This window comes from Aestuariivita sp. (assembly GCF_049276915.1).
Taxonomy (GTDB): Bacteria; Pseudomonadota; Alphaproteobacteria; order Rhodobacterales; family Rhodobacteraceae; genus Aestuariivita.
Genome location: NZ_JBASXK010000086.1, coordinates 1 through 16,083 on the forward strand (window position 1 = coordinate 1; position 16,083 = coordinate 16,083).

Sequence of the window (16,083 nt, forward strand, 5' to 3'; positions counted from 1 at the left end):
GGCACAACACAGGATCGCCAGGATGTTGTAGGAGACATAAGAGGCCGGCTCGAGTACGCTGATCACCATTTGCGCGGCCAGCGATCCGCTCATGTCCACAAGACGATAGACACCCATGGCACGCCCGCGTGTCTCGTTGGTGACCTTGGCCTGCAGCCAGCTTTCTATGACCGTGTAACAGCCCGCCACGCACAAGCCCGAGGCCACCCGCATCAGCGCCCATGCATAGGGATCCAGCACCAGCATATGTGCCAGCAGGCCGATTGCGCCGGCTGCGGTAAAGGCCGCAAAGGCGCGCGAATGGCCAACCGTGCCCATCATGCGCGGTGCCCACCAGCAGCCAATGAAGAAGCCGACGAAATGCGCCGAACCCAGAAGGCCGATCTGTTGCGTCGAAAAGTCCAGAACAAGCCCGGAGAGCGCATCCAGAGGGCCCACCCCACCCGAAGAGAGCTGCAACAGCGCCACCGACAGAAACAGGGCTGCGAAGGAAATCAGCATACGCATTGTCAGGCCACCATCGCAGGGCTGAAAGGGGTCGCTTGTGTGAAATCGACGCTGCACCGTCGTTTTCAGCTGTTGAGTCTCTCAGATTGCGCGGATGGCGGCTGTGATGTCCAGCCCGACCGTATCGGCGACGATATCGGCAAAACCGGTGGCTCCGAAGGCCGAACGGCTGATCTGGCCCTTGAGCGTGATGGTCAGCGCGCTCAGATCATCCGGCGCGCTGCCGGGGGGACGAAAGAGCTGGGCTTTGAGCGTGATGGGGCGCGTCACGCCGCGCACCGTCAGATCCCCGACGAGTGCTGCGCCATCCGACAATCGCCCGGTGGGCGCAAGACGCACGGCTCTCGAGACGAAGTGAATCTCGGGAAATTGCGCGGTGTTCAGCACGCTGGCGCTTTTGAGCGCCTCGGTGGCAAAGAAGAACCCCGTGCGCGCGCCATCGGGGTTGACGATGACATCGGCGGTGCTGTCGCCGAGATTGAACGGGTCGATCCGCAGATCGGCGCGGCTGATGGGCATCTGGCCCTGTTGCAGCGCATTTGACAGGATATAGGTGAAGCCGACGCGGGATTTCTCGACGTCCAGCTCATAGCGCCGGGGCGCGGCAAAAGCCGGGCTGGCCAACGCGGCAAGGCCGGCAATCAGGGAGCGGCGAGTCAGCATGTGCCACTTTGGCGCTCTTGGGGGGCGTATCGTCAAATGTTTTCGTGACTGCCCGCATCCACAAGCGGATAAGGGCTGCCACCGGGTTTGTCCTGCGCGATGATCCAGTCTCGGGGCGGGCGGGTCCGCGCGCGCACCCGCTCCAACCGCCAGCGCCGCAGCCTGCCCTCATGGCGAGGGGCCATGTTCCAGCGTGTCTCGATCCCCTGCGCGCCGCCGCCTCCCGGAGTGAGGATCAGCCCGATCGGGGCATGCGTGCCCTCCACCGCGCCGGTTTCTGCGGCCAGATGCATCCGGCGCACCGCCGTCAGGCCGGGCAGGCCGGGCAGATCCCCCACCACCAGCGACACGGCACCCGAGCGCAGCACCTCTTCCATGGACCACAGAATATCCTCGGCCCGTTTGGGGCGCACAAAGACAAAGCGTCCGGGGTCGGTGAAATCCCGCATGCCGTCCCCATGCAACTGATCGGACATCCAGGCCGGCGCGATCCAGATCACCGGCCCCGCGCAGGCGCGCGCCAGCCAGAGCGCAAAGGCCCGCCGCGCAGGGCCGCAGGCCTCGCTGAGCCGGGCAAGGGGCAGGGCGATATCCTGTGCCAGCGTCAGCGCGGGACGATCAGGCGGCAGACCGCCACGGGAAGGAAGAAGCTGAGTCGGCATGAGGGGAGTTTATGATGTTCCGTTTTTGTTCTCAAGTTTCGGTTTGCCCTCCGGTCTCTGACCGCTAGGGTCTGGTTGAACGCAATCCAAGGAACAGATGATGAAGATGAACCCGCTTGGCCGCACCGGCCTGACTGTCTCGGAATTGTGCCTGGGCTCGATGACCTGGGGCACGCAGAACAGCGAGGCCGAGGGGCATGCGCAGATCGACCGGGCCTTGGCAGCCGGGATCAATTTCATGGATACCGCCGAGATGTACCCGGTCAATCCGGTAAGCGCCGAGACGCTGGGGCGCACCGAAGACATCATCGGGACCTGGCATGCGCGAACGGGTCGGCGGGCCGAGTACATTCTGGCGACCAAACATTCGGGCGAGGGCATGGCGCATACGCGCGGCGGGGCTGCGATTTCAGCCGAGACGATCCCGGCTGCCATAGAAGGATCGCTGCGGCGGTTGCAGACGGATTACATCGACCTCTATCAGTTCCACTGGCCCAACCGGGGCAGCTATATGTTCCGCAAGCACTGGAGCTATGACCCCCGTCCCGCCGACCGCGCCGCTGTCATCGCCAATATGCAGGACTGTCTGGAGGCGCTGCAGCGCGAGGTCGATCGCGGCACGATCCGGCATTTCGGACTGTCCAACGAAAGTGCCTGGGGCACGTCGCAATGGCTGCGACTGTCCGAGGATCACGGATTGCCCCGGGTGCAGACGATGCAGAACGAATATTCCCTGCTCTGCCGGTTGTACGATACGGATATGGCCGAGTTGAGCGTGTATGAAGATGTCGGGCTGATAGCGTTCTCGCCGCTGGGCACCGGTTTGCTGACGGGCAAGTATCAGGGCGGGGCGATACCGGATCATTCGCGCATGACACTGAACCCGGATATGGGCGGGCGCAAGACCGAGCGCGTCTTCGGGGCGGTCGAGGCCTATATGGGTATCGCAGCGCGCCATGGGCTGGATCCGGTGCATATGGCGCTGGCCTGGTGCCGCACGCGCCCTTTCATGTGTTCGGCGATTTTCGGGGCCACCACGATCGCGCAGCTTGACCGGGCGCTTGGCTCGGTGGATGTCGTGCTGTCCGATGAGGTGATGGGCGAGATCGCGGCGGCTCATCGCGCGCACCCGATGCCCTATTAGAGTGCCTTGGGTCGGTGTCGGTTCCTGGGTATTTCTGACCAGAAAGATGCAGGTGGGCTGAGGCGTCATCCGCTGCGCAAGGCGCGTGCGGAGGTGCCATAGGCCTGCCGGAAGGCGCGCGCGAAGCTGGCTGCCGAGCCAAAGCCCGAGGCCAGCGCCACGTCGATCAGTGGCAGGTCGGTTTGGGTGACCAGGCGCAGGGCCTCGCTGAGGCGCAATGTCAGGTAATGGGCCTTGGGGGATTGGCTGAGGCGGGCGCGGAAGCGGGTTTCAAGCGTGCGCGGGCTGACCTTGAGATGGCCAGCCAGCTCGGGGATTGTCAGTGGCATATCAAGGGTTTGTTGCATCAGGGTGCTGGCCGCTGCGGTCAGGCGGTCGTGGCGCGGGTCTGGTCCTGCGCGGGTTTGTGGGCGGGCCGGATCTGTGGGGGTGTCATGGATGAAGGCACCGGCGACCTGTGCTGCCAGGCTGCGCCCGTGGCGCGCGGCGATCAGGTGCAGCATCATGTCGATGGCCGGAACGGCTCCGGCGCAGGTCATGCGGTTGCCCGAGATGCAAAAGCGATTGGCCACGGTCATCACATCGGGAAAGCGGGTGGCGAAATCGGTGAGGTCTTCCCAGTGGGTGGTGGCGGTTTCGCCGTCCAGCAACCCTGATTGCGCCAGGATCCAGGGGCCGCCGTCGATGCCCGCCAGTACCGCGCCGGCGCGCGCCAGGCGGCGCAGGCTGGCCCCGATGGCCGGAGTTGCGTGCCGGGTGAGGCCAAAACCTGCGACGGTGATCAGAAGATCTGTGCGCAGCAGTTGGGAGAGCGCGCCGCCCCTGACCTCGATCCCGCTGGTGAGGGTGACGGGGGCTGTGGTCGGGGTGACGTAATGCCAGTCAAACAGCGTCCTGCCCGCCTGCCGGTTGGCGGCACGCAGCGGATCGACCGCAGCGGCAAAGGACAGGGTGTTGGTCTCGGGGAACACCAGAATGGCGACCGAGAGGGGGGCGGCGCTGGGCGCAAAGATGGTGGTTGCGGTATTCATCAAGTTTCCTTCGTATTCCGGTAAGTCAAGCGCCGCAAGCCGCGCCATCCTGTGGCTGGACGAGATTTGAAAAAAGGGACCTCTGCCATGCCGTTGACCATGAACCGAGAGGTGTTCATCACCTGCGCCGTGACCGGATCGGGGAGCACGCAGGATCGCAGTCCTCATGTGCCGCGCAGCCCCAAGCAGATCGCCGAAAGCGCGATTGCCGCGGCCAAGGCCGGTGCGGCGGTGGTGCATTGCCATGTGCGCGATCCCGAGACCGGGGCACCGTCGCGCGACCCGAAACTCTATCGCGAACTGACGGATCGCGTTCGCGATTCGGACACGGATGTGGTGCTGAACCTGACGGCGGGCATGGGCGGCGACATGATCTTTGGACCTCCCGAAAGCCCGCTGCCCCTGTCCAACGGCACCGACATGATCGGAGCCAGCGAGCGGATGGTGCATGTGGCGGAATGTCTGCCCGAGATCTGCACGCTGGATTGCGGGACGATGAATTTCGCCGAGGCCGATTACGTGATGACCAACACGCCCGGCATGCTGACCGCCATGGGGGGCATGATGACCGATCTGGGGGTGATGCCCGAGATCGAGGCCTTTGATACGGGCCATCTGTGGTATGCCAAGCAACTGGTTGCGGATGGCGTGCTGAAGGGGCCGGCCCTTGTGCAGCTGTGCATGGGTGTGCCCTGGGGGGCGCCGGATGATCTCAATACCTTCATGGCGATGGTCAATAATGTGCCCTCGGACTGGACGTTTTCGGCCTTTGCGCTGGGGCGTCACCAGATGGCCTATGTCGCTGCGGCGGTGCTGGCGGGGGGCAATGTTCGTGTCGGTCTTGAGGACAATCTGATGCTGGATCGCGGCGTTCTGGCCGAGAACTGGCAGCTGGTGGAGCGTGCGCAGACCCTTATCGAGACCATGGGCGCGCGGGTGATCGGACCCGGAGAGGTGCGCGCCAAGCTGGGTCTGACCAAGCGGGCACCCGTCGCGGCCTGAATGCGGCCAGAGATAACCTGACAGAGAGGATGAGGACGATGGCGCAAGTGGCGGCGATTGTCGGAGGGGGCGTGATCGGCGGCGGCTGGGCTGCGCGGTTCCTGTTGAATGGCTGGGATGTGCGGGTGTTTGACCCCGACCCGGAGGCCGAGCGCAAGATTGGCGAAGTGCTGGCCAATGCGCGCCGGTCTCTGCCGGGGCTGAGCGATGTGCCTTTGCCGAGCGAAGGCAGATTGAGCCTGCACAGCGATCTGAGCGAGGCGGTGCGCGGTGCCAGCTGGATCCAGGAAAGCGTACCCGAGCGGCTGGACATCAAGCACAAGGTCTTTGCCAGCATTCAGGCGGCCTGTGATGCGGGCGCTGTGATCGGATCGTCGACTTCGGGCTTCAAGCCCTCCGAGCTGCAAGAGGGCGCGGCCGACCCCGGACAGATCATGGTCGCACATCCGTTCAACCCGGTCTACCTGCTGCCCCTGATCGAGCTGGTCACCACACCGGCCAATGAGGCCGCGCGCATCGCGCAGGCCAAGGCGGTGATCCAGGGTGTGGGGATGTATCCGCTGCACATCAGGAAAGAAATCGACGCGCATGTGGCGGACCGGTTCCTGGAAGCCGTCTGGCGCGAGGCGCTGTGGCTGGTCAAGGACGGGATTGCCACCACTGAAGAAATCGACAACGCGATCCGCTATGGTTTTGGTATTCGCTGGGCGCAGATGGGGTTGTTCGAGACCTATCGCGTAGCCGGGGGCGAGGCGGGCATGAAGCATTTCATGGCCCAGTTCGGCCCGGCCTTGAAGTGGCCCTGGACCCGGCTGATGGATGTACCGGACTTTACCGATGAATTGGTCGATCTCATCGCGGGACAATCCGATGAACAGTCCGGAGCGCGTTCGATCCGTGAACTCGAGCGCATTCGCGACAATAACCTCGTGTCGATGATGCGCGCGCTCAAGGCGCAGGACTGGGGGGCGGGAGCCCTGCTGAACGCCCATGACAGCGGGTTGCGCCAGGAGGCGGGGCTGTCTGGCACTGTCGATACGATCGGGGATCTGTCCCAGCCGCTGCTGACGCTGGATCGCGCGGTGCCGCTGGACTGGAGCGATTACAACGGCCACATGACCGAGAGCCGCTATCTGGATGCTTTCGCCCAATCCACCGACCGGTTCATGGAGATCATCGGCTGTGATGCCGACTATATCGCCTCAGGGGGCAGTTACTTTACCGCTGAGACCCATATCCGTCATCTGGACGAGGCCCTGGCGGGGGACCGGATCGCCGTGCGCACGCAGCTGATTCTGGGGCAGGGCAAGAAGCTGCATCTGTTCCACCGCATGTATCGCGGTGACACCCTGATCGCCACGGGTGAGCATTTTCTGCTGCATGTGGACCTCAAGACCCGCCGACCCACGCCGCCTTCGGACAAGATCGAAGCGGCGATGGCGCGGATTGCCAAGGCGCAGTCCGCCCTGGGATATCCCGAAGGGGCAGGGGCTGCGATCCGGGCCCCGCAATGAGCCGGGTGCTCATCACGGCGGGGGCCTCGGGCGTCGGTCGGGCGCTGGCTGAGGGTTTCGCCCAGGCCGGTGCCGAGATCTGGGTGGCGGATGTGGACGAGGACGCTCTGGCGCGCTGCCCGTCGGGCTGGCAGCGCAGCGTGACGGATGTCAGCGACGAGGTATCGGTTCGGGCATTGTTCGAGGATCTGAACGCAGGTTGGGGCAGCTTGGATGTGCTTTGCGCCAATGCCGGGATCGCCGGGCCGACAGCGCCCGTTGAGGACGTGCAACTGGCTGACTGGCACAGCTGCCTGGCGGTCAATCTGGATGGCGCGTTTCTCTGTGCGAAATACGCCGCCCCGTTTATGAAACGGCAGGGGGCCGGGGCCATCATTCTGACCTCGTCCACGGCGGGGCAATATGGCTATCCCAACCGCGCGCCCTATGCGGCGGCGAAATGGGCGGTGATCGGGCTCATGAAGACGCTGGCGATGGAGCTTGGACCTTATGGCGTGCGCGCCAATGCGATTTGTCCGGGCGCGGTCGAAGGCGAGCGGATGGAGGGCGTTCTGGAGCGCGAGGCTGCTGCCAAGGGCATGACGCGCGATGCGGTCTATGCCGGATATGCCAGCGGAACGGCGATGGGGCGCTTTGTCGAGGCGCGAGATGTGGCTGCAATGGCGGTGTTTCTGTGCACGGACGCGGCGCGTCTGGTGTCGGGACAGGTGATTGCGGTGGATGGCTTTACAGTGAACCCCGATCCCAAACCCTGAGCCGCGCGCCGGTGTCGGTGTGGGGATTTCCGTATTTTCAGGCAAGAAGAAGGGGCAGATCGTTCTGCTTCTTCTTGCCGGCAAATACGGCCGCCGGAGGCATCGGGCGCAGCCCGATCATCTTGCTCAGATCTCGTCGCGCAGCGATTGCAGATAATCGGGCAGCGCGCGCGCGCCGATATCTGCTTCGCGCACGAGACGATCAAAGTGATCGGTAAAGGTTTCGACCCGTTCGCGATCGCGAAAAGCCATATAATAGCTGCCCACGTAGAACACCGCCAGCATGGGGCCGAAAATGGTGACCGGGGCGGAATAGAGTCGTTGCGCATCAAAGAGATAGAGGCGCAGGCGAGGGTAGAGCTGCCGGGTGAGATGGATCAGCCATTCGATCTGTTCCAGCCTTACGCTGTCGGGCAGGCTTTCATAATAGCCCGTGCCGCGCACAAAGCTTTGCAACTCATAGACCGGCAGGGCGATTTCGTAATCCGATTGCGCGCCGCGCATGAAGGACAGCCGGTCTTCGGAGGCAGCGATGGCCTGTGCGGTGGTGCGCCCCAGATGCGGGGCATATTCCCATTCCAGCATCGCGCGGGTCTTCATCATGTCGGGAAGCGCTGCGGGGACGTGGCGGATCTTGTAGCCGGCGGCTTCCTTGTGCCACTCGAAGATCCTTTCATCCACCAGCGCGCGCGGTGCCTGGGTCATGGTCAGGGTGTTGGACATCAGATCCGCCGCGCTTTCGGGGCGGTCCGAGAGCATCAACAACCAATCCGCCGAGACGCCAAGCGCTGCGGCGCAGGCACCCACGATATGGCCATTGGGCAGGCGGGCACCTGTGTCGGTGAGCAGTTGCGATACAGTCGAGCGATCCACCCCCACGGCGCGCGCCAGCGCGGATTGGGAGGTGCCGGTGTCGTCCATGGCACGACGGAGGCGGATTCTGAACTGTTCGGCGCGAGCGCGCTTGTCGAGTAAATCTTGCATGTGGTGGAATATATCACCATTGCTGAATTTTGTTCACTACATTCTGAATGGTCACGGCCCTGTGATCTCGCCATCCTTCATGCGGGGATCGCAACGGAGTTAGGCAATGACGCTGCACGCAGGTGCTTTGGATAGGTCGCGCAGCGGGTCGGTGGAATGGCTGACTTTTTCACTGATCCTGGCGTGTTACGGGGCCTGGGGTCTGGTGACGGTGTTGCTCTATCCCGTGGCTCCGGTGCTGGCGGTCTGTGTCACCGGTGTTCTCATCGCGTTTCATTCCTCGCTCACCCATGAGGCCTTGCATGGGCACCCGTTCCGCTCGAAGGCGCTGAACGAGGCGCTGATGTTTTTTCCGCTGAATCTCTGTGTGCCCTATAACCGGTTTCGCGATCAGCATCTGGCCCATCATCACGATCAGATATTGACCGATCCCTATGATGATCCGGAAAGCAACTATCTTGATCCGGCTGTCTGGGAGGGTCTGGAGGGCTGGAAACGGCGGCTGCTGGTGCTCAACAATACCCTTGTGGGGCGCATCGTGATTGGCCCGGTTCTGGGGCAGGTGCGGTTCATGCAGGACGACTGGCGCGCGGCGCGAGCCGGTGATCGTGCGGTCTGGCGGGCCTGGGGGCTGCATCTGCCTGGGGTCGTTATCGTGCTGGGCTGGGTGATCTGGATGACGCAGATGCCGGTCTGGGCCTATGTGGTTGCGGCCTATATCGGTTTGGCGCTGTTGAAGATCCGCACCTTTCTGGAACATCAGGCCCATGAGCGCGCGCGTTGTCGCACGGTGATCATCGAGGATCGCGGACCTTTGGCGCTTCTGTTTCTGAACAACAACCTGCATGTGGTGCATCATATGCACCCCAATGTGCCCTGGTACCGTTTGCCCCGGCTTTATGCGCAGAACAAGGCACGCTATCTGGCGCGCAATGACGGCTATGTCTATCGGTCTTACGCCGAGATCTTCCAGGGCTATTTCCTGCGTCCAAAAGATCCTGTGCCGCATCCGCTCTGGCGTCGCGACTGAATTGACGCCATGACAGGGGCATGACCCTCTGGATCCCTTTCACCTTGGCGGCAGCCACGTTTCAGACCGCCCGGTTCATGCTGCAGAAATATCTCAGCATGGGGCAGCTGTCTGCGGCAGGTGCCACGTTTTCGCGTTTCGTCTATTCGGCCCCTCTGATTCTTCTGGGGCTGGTGGTCTATATGCAGCTTGGCGGGCATGTGCTGCCGGCACTCTCGGGGCGGTTCTTTGTCTTTGCGACCATCGGCGGGCTGACGCAGATTCTGGCTACGGTCTGCGTGGTGCTGTTGTTCAAGGCGCGCAATTTCGCCGTGGGGATCACCTTCAAGAAAACCGAGGTGATCCTGTCGGTTCTGGTGGGGCTGATCGTACTGGGCGAGGGGGTATCGCTGGCGGGGCTGGTGGCGATTCTGGTTGGTGTGCTTGGGGTGTTGCTTTTGTCCAAGACACCGGGGATCGACGGGCGATGGTTCGAGCATCTGGGCAGCCGGGCGGTGGCGCTGGGCCTTGCATCGGGGCTTTTGTTCGCGATCTCGGCGGTGAGCTATCGCGGGGCGACGCTGGAGCTGGATGCCGGTGATCCGTTGCTGCGCGCCGGCGTGACGCTGGCCGTGGTGGTGTGCTGGCAGACGCTGGTCATGGCGATCTGGCTGGTGCTGCGCGATCCAGGTGAGTTGCGCGCGGTCTGGCAGGCGCGGCGGGTGGCGTTGTGGGTCGGCTTGACCTCGATGGGTGGATCGCTGTGCTGGTTCGTGGCCTTTGCCTTGCAGACGCCCGCCTATGTCAAGGCGCTGGGGCAGGTCGAGTTGATCCTGAGCCTGATCGCCTCGGTTCTGTTTTTCAAAGAGACGATCACCGCGCGCGAAATTGCCGGGATGGCGCTGCTGGTGCTATCCATCCTCGGGCTGGTTCTGGTGATCTGAGGCGGTCAGTCGCTGTCGGGTTGCGGGCGTCCGTGCAGGCGCAGGAACAGGCTCGCTTCGTCATTATTCTTGAAATAGGGCACCGAGACGGGCGGGGCGCTCGTGCCAAGCCGGCTTTCCACCTCGGCCAGAACGACCTCGGTGATGAAGGGCAGATCAAAGCTGCGTGCCTGTTCAAGGGGGATCCACTGCAGGTGGCTCAGTTCTTCGCAGGCATGGCTGAAGTCATCCAGATCGCTCTGGATATGGCTGGCATCGACCAGAAAGAAGCGCGCATCAAAGCGGCGGGTGCGGCCCGGAGGGGTGAGGGCGCGAAACACGTATTGCATCGGGGCGGCCGTGGGCAGATGGCCCGAGGCGGCGAAGTTTTCCCAATCGGGATGAGGCGTCACCGGCCAGTCGCCCCGGGTGCCGAGGATAAGGCCGGTTTCCTCCCAAAGCTCGCGCACGGCAGCGGCCCCCAGAGCGCGTTGCATACCAGAAGGCGCATCATCTTCCAGCCGCGAGAAACAGGGCTCGGGCAGATCGCCGACAAGTGGGACATCGCCGTCAGAAGCATCGACCGCGCCACCGGGAAAGACGAATTTGTTGGGCATGAACGCGGCCTTGGCACCGCGCTGTCCCATCAGGATCGAGGGGGTGCTATGGCGGTCGCGCAGAACGATCACCGTGGCTGCATCGCGGATTGCCGATTTGTCGATTTCTGCCATGTCGTTTGCCTCTTGATGCAAAAGAGGCGTCAGGTCGCTTCGCCGAACCCGTACATCTGCCGCGACCATTGATAGGCCACGATCGTCCCCTTCAGTCTGGGCAGAAGGTAGAGCGATAGCGCGACGCAGCCAACCGCAAAGATCGTGAACAGGGTCAGTGGCTCGGGGCGAAATCGCACAAAGCTCAGGTGCAGCAGCGGGGCCATCAGGTGACCGACCAGAAGGATGGTGAGATAGGCCGGGCCGTCATCCGCCCGGTGGTGGTGGAACTCTTCCCGGCAGACGGGGCAGGCGTCATTCACCTTGAGATAGCTTTTGAGCACACGTCCGGTGCCACATTTGGGGCAACGTCTGCGCCAGCCACGTCCAAGGGAGGACCAGAGAGGGCGTTCTTCTTGGATGTCGGAGCCTGGTGCCGAGGGCATGTGGTGCCGGTCTGTCATGATAAGGGCTTTCCATTCGGATAGCCTGATATGTGGACCCTGAACTGCGCCAGCGTAAGGCGACAGATCCGCCTTGCGTCGGGATGTCGCAAAGAGACATGCCCAATCTGGAAGAAAAAACGACGGAACCGGTGGCGGGCTGCGTTTGGACAGGTATGAACGGCCGGAATGGTCCGGCTGTAGGCAAGAAAAGGATCGCCTATGACACGTTTTCCCTTCATGGCACTTATCTGTGTGACGGCGGTTGGGCTGTCTGCTGCGATGGCATCGGCGCGCGATGGTGCGCAGTCCCAGCCCGACTTTGACACGATGGACCGCGACGGCAATGGCGAAATCAGCCAGAGCGAGCTGACCGAAATGGGTCAGGAGCGGTTTCGCGCCAACGACACCAATGGGGATGGTCAGTTGGATCGGGCCGAGATGGAGGCAGCAGCCGCCAAGCGGACGGCGGCGCGCATCGAGCGGGTTCTGGCGCGACTGGATGCCAACAAGGATGGCACGCTGAGCCTCGAAGAGATGTCGGCGCGCCACGACACGGGCCGGATGTTCAAGCGGCTTGACAGCGATGGCAATGGCACGGTGTCCAAGGCCGAATTCGAAGCCGGGCGCGAAAAGATGCGCGGGCATCACAACCGCGCGGCAGACTGAAGGGACGGGGCCGCCTGTGTGTCGGATGATGGTATGTCGTCGCGTAAAAAGGTAAGACAGACCGAACATGTTTCGCCAGGTGGCCCCTCTCACTGACCTGACCCCGGATGAGGTTTTGTTGGCACGCTATGCAGATGGCGAGGCGCGCGCGGCCTCGGAACTGGCGGAGCGCCATGGCGGGCGGATCCTGTCTCTGGCCTGGCGCATGTTGAATGACCGCGCCGAGGCCGAAGATGTCGCGCAAGAGGCGATGCTGCGGCTTTGGCGCATTGCGCCGGAGTGGGAAACCGGACAGGCGCAGGTGTCGACCTGGCTTTACCGGGTGGCCAGCAACCTGTGTACCGACCGGCTGCGCAAGCGGCGTCACGGGCAGGTGGGGCTGGACGGGATCGCCGAACCCGCCGACAGCGCGCCCTCGGCGGCGGATCGGATGCAGCAGGCCGCCCGCGAGGCAGCGCTGACCGAGGCTTTGGCGCAACTGCCTGAGCGGCAGCGACAGGCGGTGATCCTGCGCCACATCGAAGGGTTGACCAACCCCGAGATCGCCGGGGTGATGGACATCGGGATAGAGGCGGTGGAAAGTCTGACCGCCCGTGGAAAACGCGCGCTGGCGGCGGCTTTGGCCGGCAGGCGCGCAGAATTGGGATTTGAAGATGGCGGATGACAAGCTGACAGAACATGAGCTGGACGCGCTGTTTGATGCGGCGCGCGCGAGGCCGGTGCAGCCTGATGCGGGCTGGCTGGCGCGGGTGGCTGAGGATGCCGCGCTTGAGACCGCGCTGCGTGTGCCTGTGCCCGCGCCCTCGCTCTGGACGCAGATCCGGCTTGCGCTGGGCGGCTGGCAGGGCGTGGGGGGCATGGCCATGGCCGGATGTGCGGGGCTTTGGATCGGTTTTGCGCCCCCTGCAGTTGTTGGCGATCCGCTGACGCGGGCCCTGGGTGGGGAAGACACGGTTGATCTGCTGTCGGATGCACCGTTTGAATATGCTGTTCTGCTGGATGAGGGGTAAAGCATGACCGATATGACCCCAACCGCGAAACCCCGCATGACAACGGGTTTGCGCATTGTCTTTGGCTTGTCATTGGCGCTGAACGTGTTGGTGATCGGAGCGCTTGTCGGTGTCTGGCTGCGCCATGACGGGCCGGACGCTCAGCCCGGCGCACGGGCGGGCATCGGCAAGGTGCTGTATCAGGAGCTCTCGCAGGAAGATCGTCAGTTGCTGCGTCGCGAGTTGCGCGACTCCGTGGATCGCAGGCTTTTGCGCTCGGTACGGATCGGCCCCGAGCTGGATGCGGCACTGCGGGCCGAGGAGTTCGACGTCGAGGCCGTGCGTGGCCTGATGGAGCGCCAGGCAAGCGCGCTGCAAACCGGGCAGATGGCGATGCGTGAGGGCTGGCTTGAGTTGCTGGCCGGGATGAGCCGGGAGGATCGGCTGGCCTATGCGGACCGGTTGAAAAACGCCCTGCCGCTGCGCGCGCGCGGCACAGCGGGTGGCCAGGCGCGTCCCTGACACGTGAGATCTCAGGCGGCGTGCACCATCGTCACCAAATTGCGCCCGGCTCCCTTTGAGCCATAAAGCGCGTCATCGGCCAGTTTGAGCAGACGCGTCGCGTTTTGCGCGGCGGGAGTGCGCGCGAGGCATTCAAAACAGCACACCGCTACACCGATACTGACCGTGATGCGGATCTGCTGGTCCAGCCCTGGCAGCACGAAAGAGGCGGCATTCACACTGGTGCGCAGACGTTCGGCGGCGATATGGGCAGCCGACCTATTTTGCGGCCTAGATGATCTGCCACTGATTACAGAGGCACAAGTGCGCGAGTTTATGACGTGGGTCACGGACACCTACGGCGATAAGAAAGCCGCACCCAAGAAGCTCTCAGAGCGCGCTACAGCGGCGCGTGACGCCCGCGGTGGGCGCGACAGCTGGGACAGCATGGGCGGACCATCAGAGGCCGAGGCGCGGGATCTGCTGACCTACATCGACCCCGACGCGCATTACGACGACTGGCTGGCCGTTCTGATGGCGCTGCACGATGCGGGCGACAGGTTCCTGCCTCTGGCCGTCGAATGGTCGTCGCGCGGCAGCAAGTTCGAGCAAGGCGAGGTTGAGGCGAAGTGGCGGGGCTTCAAGGCTGACGGGGGCGTGACATGGGCGACCGTTCCCGCGCTGGCAAAGCAGGCCGGTGCCGACCTTTCCGCCATCGCGCGCAAGCACAAGGCCGCAGGGCCGACGCAGGGTCGTCAGAACGGGGCTGCGGGTAAGGAGGATGCACCGGAGCTGCGGAGCTTCGACGAACGTCTGGACGCGGCCAAGGCGTTGGAACCGGGGCAACTCGACATGCCCTCAACAGAGCGCGTGGCCGAAGCCAACCGCCATGCATACGAGGCCATTCAGCACGGTGCCAAGGTGGCCCAAGCCATCATGAAGCTGCCGCAGAAACAGAAGCTCGCCCGCGTTCCCGGCGTTCTGGGGCTGGTGCAGGACTACTACGAGAAAACCGCCTACATCCCGCACACGGCTTTCTCCCAAACCGTGGCCCTCGCTTTTGGCTCCGTCATACTGGGCCAGAGATGGGTGACGGACGAGGACAACTACGCGAGCCTCTATTACGTCTGTCTGGCTGATACCGGCACGGGCAAGGAGGCCGTCAAGAAGGCCGTCGAGTCCATCCTTGATGAGATTGGCCTGAGCAAGCTGCACGTTGGCGCGGGCTTCACCAGCGAGAGTGCCGTGATCTCGACGCTGCTTGCCCATCCCTGCTGCATCTGCTTTTGGGACGAGTTCGGCAAGGCCCTCGAACACGCGCGGACATCCTCGGATGGCCTCAAGGCCAAGGCGCTGGTTTCGATAATGGAGGTGTGGGCGCGACAGAGTGGCCGCCTTTCCCCGCAGAACTTCGCGACGCTTATGCCGCCCTCGCCGCCGAAGTGGCGCAGGACACTCCCCCGCCAACCATCGAAAAGGAGAAAACCTGATGCTCGTTACACCTGAAGCGATACAGGCCTGCCGCGACTTCTACACAACCGTTGGCCTGACCCGGCGCGCCAGCACACGGCACAAGCAATGGGCTTACGCTATCAAGCACGCCGTTGAGCGTTGGCATTACCGCAACACGGGTCAACACCTCTACGTTCATCAGGACGCAGCCAGTGAGGCCGCACGGCAGATGGGTGCAGACGTGTATCGGGATAGCCATGGTCACACGCATCTGGCTGTCTCCACACGCTGGCCTGCCAGTGCCACGCTCAGAGCGTGAGGGTATGTTGACAGACGCGCTGCTGGACCTTGGCGTGGATGAGCGCCTGATATTTGCAGAATACAACGGAATCCACTGAGGGAGGAACTTATGCCCAAAAAAGGCCAAGCATCCGAGCGACAGTCGGGCGACAAAACCACCAAGGCGATACTCGAGTAACTTCTGCGGAGGTTGCCGCGATGAAGCTGCTTTGTGAATTATCGGAAGAACGGCTAGCCGACGAAAACGAATTGCTGCGGCGAGGCCCGCACCACTTTGACGCAATGTCCACGTTGGCAGGGGCGATCTGCACCCAACGCGTGCGGGATTTGGTTGCCATTGAGCTGGGCAAACGTGGCACCGAATACCTGTCGCCCAATGGCATCGCACGCGATTTAGCCCTGTGGCTTCGCACAGCGGGCGTTAGCACGCAGCCCCCAGGCAAGCTTGCACCGATCATATTGTCGATCGTGGCGGAAAAGGTGGCGGCCAATGGGTCGACGTAGACCGCCGCGGCATATCCGTAAAGGCGAACCCAAGCCGCCCAAGGATGACGCTGGGCGGGACTGACGGTGGCCGCGTTGCAAAAACCGACCACTGTGCTCTTGGAAAAGCCACCAGCGGATGAGTAAGACATTCCCCTTGAATAATGTAGATCATTAATTTTTGTTCTACATTATTGAGTCCGGATTACTCACCGCCACCGCCAGCATCGTGGCGCAAGGCGAGGAAATCGCCACGGGCAGCGCGGCAGGAACGCCCGCCAATATCGGGTTGAAGCGCTTCGGACATTTCAACGGGGCCATCACGCGGAACGGGGCCAACAT

General features: G+C 63.2%; 20 protein-coding genes and 1 pseudogene. 13 read left to right on the forward strand and 8 right to left on the reverse strand.

What is annotated here, in order from left to right; translation table 11 throughout:
* The 3 genes and pseudogenes from WAO69_RS08785 to WAO69_RS08795 form a co-directional block, all read right to left on the reverse strand.
* A pseudogene (locus WAO69_RS08785) lies at positions 1-507 on the reverse strand (hypothetical protein); the annotation flags it as partial.
* Positions 508-588: 81 nt separating this feature from the next.
* Positions 589-1,170: a YceI family protein gene (locus tag WAO69_RS08790; RefSeq protein ID WP_422178122.1), complete on the reverse strand. Its 582-nt coding sequence runs from the start codon at positions 1,168-1,170 to the stop codon at positions 589-591.
* A 32-nt stretch (positions 1,171-1,202) separates the two neighbouring features.
* Positions 1,203-1,832 carry an ImuA family protein gene (locus WAO69_RS08795; protein ID WP_422178124.1) on the reverse strand — a complete coding sequence of 210 codons (630 nt, stop codon included), beginning with the start codon at positions 1,830-1,832 and terminating at the stop codon, positions 1,203-1,205.
* Between the two features lie 100 nt (positions 1,833-1,932).
* On the opposite strand from WAO69_RS08795, the gene WAO69_RS08800 reads away from it, so the two are divergent.
* Complete coding sequence (locus WAO69_RS08800; protein WP_422178126.1) at positions 1,933-2,976, forward strand: aldo/keto reductase; 1,044 nt, start codon at positions 1,933-1,935, stop codon at positions 2,974-2,976.
* 65 nt (positions 2,977-3,041) lie between these two features.
* On the opposite strand, the gene WAO69_RS08805 is transcribed toward WAO69_RS08800, so the two are convergent.
* Positions 3,042-4,007, reverse strand: a complete 966-nt coding sequence (locus tag WAO69_RS08805; RefSeq protein ID WP_422178128.1) for a GlxA family transcriptional regulator — start codon at positions 4,005-4,007, stop codon at positions 3,042-3,044.
* Positions 4,008-4,094: 87 nt separating this feature from the next.
* Here WAO69_RS08805 and WAO69_RS08810 point away from each other — a divergent pair, with 87 nt between their 5' ends.
* From WAO69_RS08810 to WAO69_RS08820, 3 genes are read left to right on the forward strand one after another with little or no spacing between them, the layout of a single operon-like run.
* Complete coding sequence (locus WAO69_RS08810; protein ID WP_422178130.1) at positions 4,095-5,009, forward strand: 3-keto-5-aminohexanoate cleavage protein; 915 nt, start codon at positions 4,095-4,097, stop codon at positions 5,007-5,009.
* A gap of 38 nt (positions 5,010-5,047) precedes the next feature.
* A complete protein-coding gene (locus tag WAO69_RS08815; RefSeq protein WP_422178132.1) occupies positions 5,048-6,523 on the forward strand; it encodes a carnitine 3-dehydrogenase in 1,476 nt (491 codons plus the stop codon).
* The gene (locus WAO69_RS08820; RefSeq protein WP_422178134.1) at positions 6,520-7,278 is read left to right on the forward strand and encodes an SDR family oxidoreductase; all 759 of its coding nucleotides are present in this window, start codon (positions 6,520-6,522) and stop codon (positions 7,276-7,278) included. Before WAO69_RS08815 ends, WAO69_RS08820 begins: the two co-directional genes overlap by 4 nt.
* A gap of 126 nt (positions 7,279-7,404) precedes the next feature.
* Here the strand turns inward: WAO69_RS08820 and WAO69_RS08825 are convergent, their stop codons facing one another.
* Positions 7,405-8,262: a helix-turn-helix domain-containing protein gene (locus tag WAO69_RS08825; protein WP_422178136.1), complete on the reverse strand. Its 858-nt coding sequence runs from the start codon at positions 8,260-8,262 to the stop codon at positions 7,405-7,407.
* 106 nt (positions 8,263-8,368) lie between these two features.
* Here WAO69_RS08825 and WAO69_RS08830 point away from each other — a divergent pair, with 106 nt between their 5' ends.
* Both WAO69_RS08830 and WAO69_RS08835 read left to right on the forward strand, forming a co-directional pair.
* Positions 8,369-9,292, forward strand: a complete 924-nt coding sequence (locus tag WAO69_RS08830) for a fatty acid desaturase (RefSeq protein ID WP_422178138.1) — start codon at positions 8,369-8,371, stop codon at positions 9,290-9,292.
* Between the two features lie 20 nt (positions 9,293-9,312).
* The gene (locus WAO69_RS08835) at positions 9,313-10,215 is read left to right on the forward strand and encodes an EamA/RhaT family transporter (protein ID WP_422178140.1); all 903 of its coding nucleotides are present in this window, start codon (positions 9,313-9,315) and stop codon (positions 10,213-10,215) included.
* A gap of 5 nt (positions 10,216-10,220) precedes the next feature.
* On the opposite strand, the gene WAO69_RS08840 is transcribed toward WAO69_RS08835, so the two are convergent.
* Entirely contained in the window at positions 10,221-10,925 is a 705-nt protein-coding gene (locus WAO69_RS08840; protein WP_422178142.1) for an NUDIX hydrolase, read from the reverse strand.
* Positions 10,926-10,954: 29 nt separating this feature from the next.
* Positions 10,955-11,368, reverse strand: coding sequence for a DUF983 domain-containing protein (locus WAO69_RS08845; protein WP_422178144.1), 414 nt, complete (start codon positions 11,366-11,368; stop codon positions 10,955-10,957).
* Between the two features lie 201 nt (positions 11,369-11,569).
* On the opposite strand from WAO69_RS08845, the gene WAO69_RS08850 reads away from it, so the two are divergent.
* From WAO69_RS08850 to WAO69_RS08865, 4 genes are all read left to right on the forward strand, one after another.
* Positions 11,570-12,016 carry an EF-hand domain-containing protein gene (locus tag WAO69_RS08850; RefSeq protein WP_422178146.1) on the forward strand — a complete coding sequence of 149 codons (447 nt, stop codon included), beginning with the start codon at positions 11,570-11,572 and terminating at the stop codon, positions 12,014-12,016.
* A 67-nt stretch (positions 12,017-12,083) separates the two neighbouring features.
* Positions 12,084-12,680 (forward strand): RNA polymerase sigma factor, encoded by a 597-nt coding sequence (locus WAO69_RS08855; RefSeq protein WP_422178148.1) that lies wholly within the window; start codon positions 12,084-12,086, stop codon positions 12,678-12,680.
* Entirely contained in the window at positions 12,670-13,026 is a 357-nt protein-coding gene (locus WAO69_RS08860; RefSeq protein ID WP_422178150.1) for a hypothetical protein, read from the forward strand. Before WAO69_RS08855 ends, WAO69_RS08860 begins: the two co-directional genes overlap by 11 nt.
* A gap of 3 nt (positions 13,027-13,029) precedes the next feature.
* The gene (locus tag WAO69_RS08865; RefSeq protein ID WP_422178152.1) at positions 13,030-13,527 is read left to right on the forward strand and encodes a periplasmic heavy metal sensor; all 498 of its coding nucleotides are present in this window, start codon (positions 13,030-13,032) and stop codon (positions 13,525-13,527) included.
* An 11-nt stretch (positions 13,528-13,538) separates the two neighbouring features.
* On the opposite strand, the gene WAO69_RS08870 is transcribed toward WAO69_RS08865, so the two are convergent.
* Positions 13,539-13,862, reverse strand: a complete 324-nt coding sequence (locus WAO69_RS08870; protein ID WP_422178154.1) for a GGDEF domain-containing protein — start codon at positions 13,860-13,862, stop codon at positions 13,539-13,541.
* Here WAO69_RS08870 and WAO69_RS08875 point away from each other — a divergent pair.
* The 3 genes from WAO69_RS08875 to WAO69_RS08885 all read left to right on the forward strand — a co-directional run bounded on the left by WAO69_RS08875 (position 13,843) and on the right by WAO69_RS08885 (position 15,762).
* Complete coding sequence (locus tag WAO69_RS08875) at positions 13,843-15,012, forward strand: PriCT-2 domain-containing protein (protein ID WP_422178156.1); 1,170 nt, start codon at positions 13,843-13,845, stop codon at positions 15,010-15,012. The two genes, WAO69_RS08870 and WAO69_RS08875, sit on opposite strands and share 20 nt — an antisense overlap.
* Entirely contained in the window at positions 14,996-15,277 is a 282-nt protein-coding gene (locus WAO69_RS08880; protein WP_422178158.1) for a hypothetical protein, read from the forward strand. The genes WAO69_RS08875 and WAO69_RS08880 overlap by 17 nt, the downstream gene beginning before the upstream one ends.
* A gap of 263 nt (positions 15,278-15,540) precedes the next feature.
* Positions 15,541-15,762, forward strand: coding sequence for a hypothetical protein (locus WAO69_RS08885; protein ID WP_422178160.1), 222 nt, complete (start codon positions 15,541-15,543; stop codon positions 15,760-15,762).
* Positions 15,763-16,083 lie beyond the last annotated feature (321 nt).